1 protein-coding gene is annotated in these 554 nt (G+C 64.3%); it reads right to left on the bottom strand.

Features of this window, described 5'->3' with window-relative positions; genetic code table 11:
* On the bottom strand, nt 1-554 hold a 554-nt coding region (locus PQR42_RS45625; RefSeq protein WP_408496127.1), incomplete at both ends, for an iron-containing alcohol dehydrogenase.

The following is a 554-nucleotide window of genomic DNA, read 5'->3' as shown; positions in this document are numbered from 1 at the left end:
AGCGCTTGCGGGCCGACTTCAGTCAGCGTGATCAGCAGGCCTTCAGCGAACCGGTCCTGTACCCTGGCGTCCACCGGGTAGGTCAGGTACTGCTCGACGATATGAACGAACGCATCGACGACACCGTTGGCAATCTGCCGCGGCGGCAACGAGTAGGTCGTGGTCGGATCGAGCACCGAGAAGACCGGATAGGTCGCCTCGCTACGGAACGGCAGCTTGTCGCCCTTCGCGCGGTGGCTGATGACGCCGCCGTTGTTCATCTCCGAACCGGTGGCGGGCAGCGTCAGCACGCTGCCGAACGGCATCGCGTCGCGTATCTCGGCCTGCTTCGCGAGAATGTCCCACGGTTCGCCGTCGAACTTCACTGCGGCAGCGATGAACTTGGTGCCGTCGATCACCGAACCGCCGCCCACCGCCAGCAGAAAATCGATGTTCTTCTCACGGGCGAGCGCAACCGCTTCCATCAGCGTTTCGTAAGTGGGATTCGGCTCGATGCCGCCGAACACGTGCCACGCGCGCTCACCGAGCGCCGCCTGCACTTGCGCGAGCACACC

Source organism: Paraburkholderia sediminicola (genome assembly GCF_046027355.1).
Classification (GTDB): Bacteria; Pseudomonadota; Gammaproteobacteria; order Burkholderiales; family Burkholderiaceae; genus Paraburkholderia; species Paraburkholderia sediminicola_B.
The sequence above is the reverse complement of the archived record's forward strand: the minus strand, read 5'-3'. Positions and strand labels throughout refer to the sequence as shown.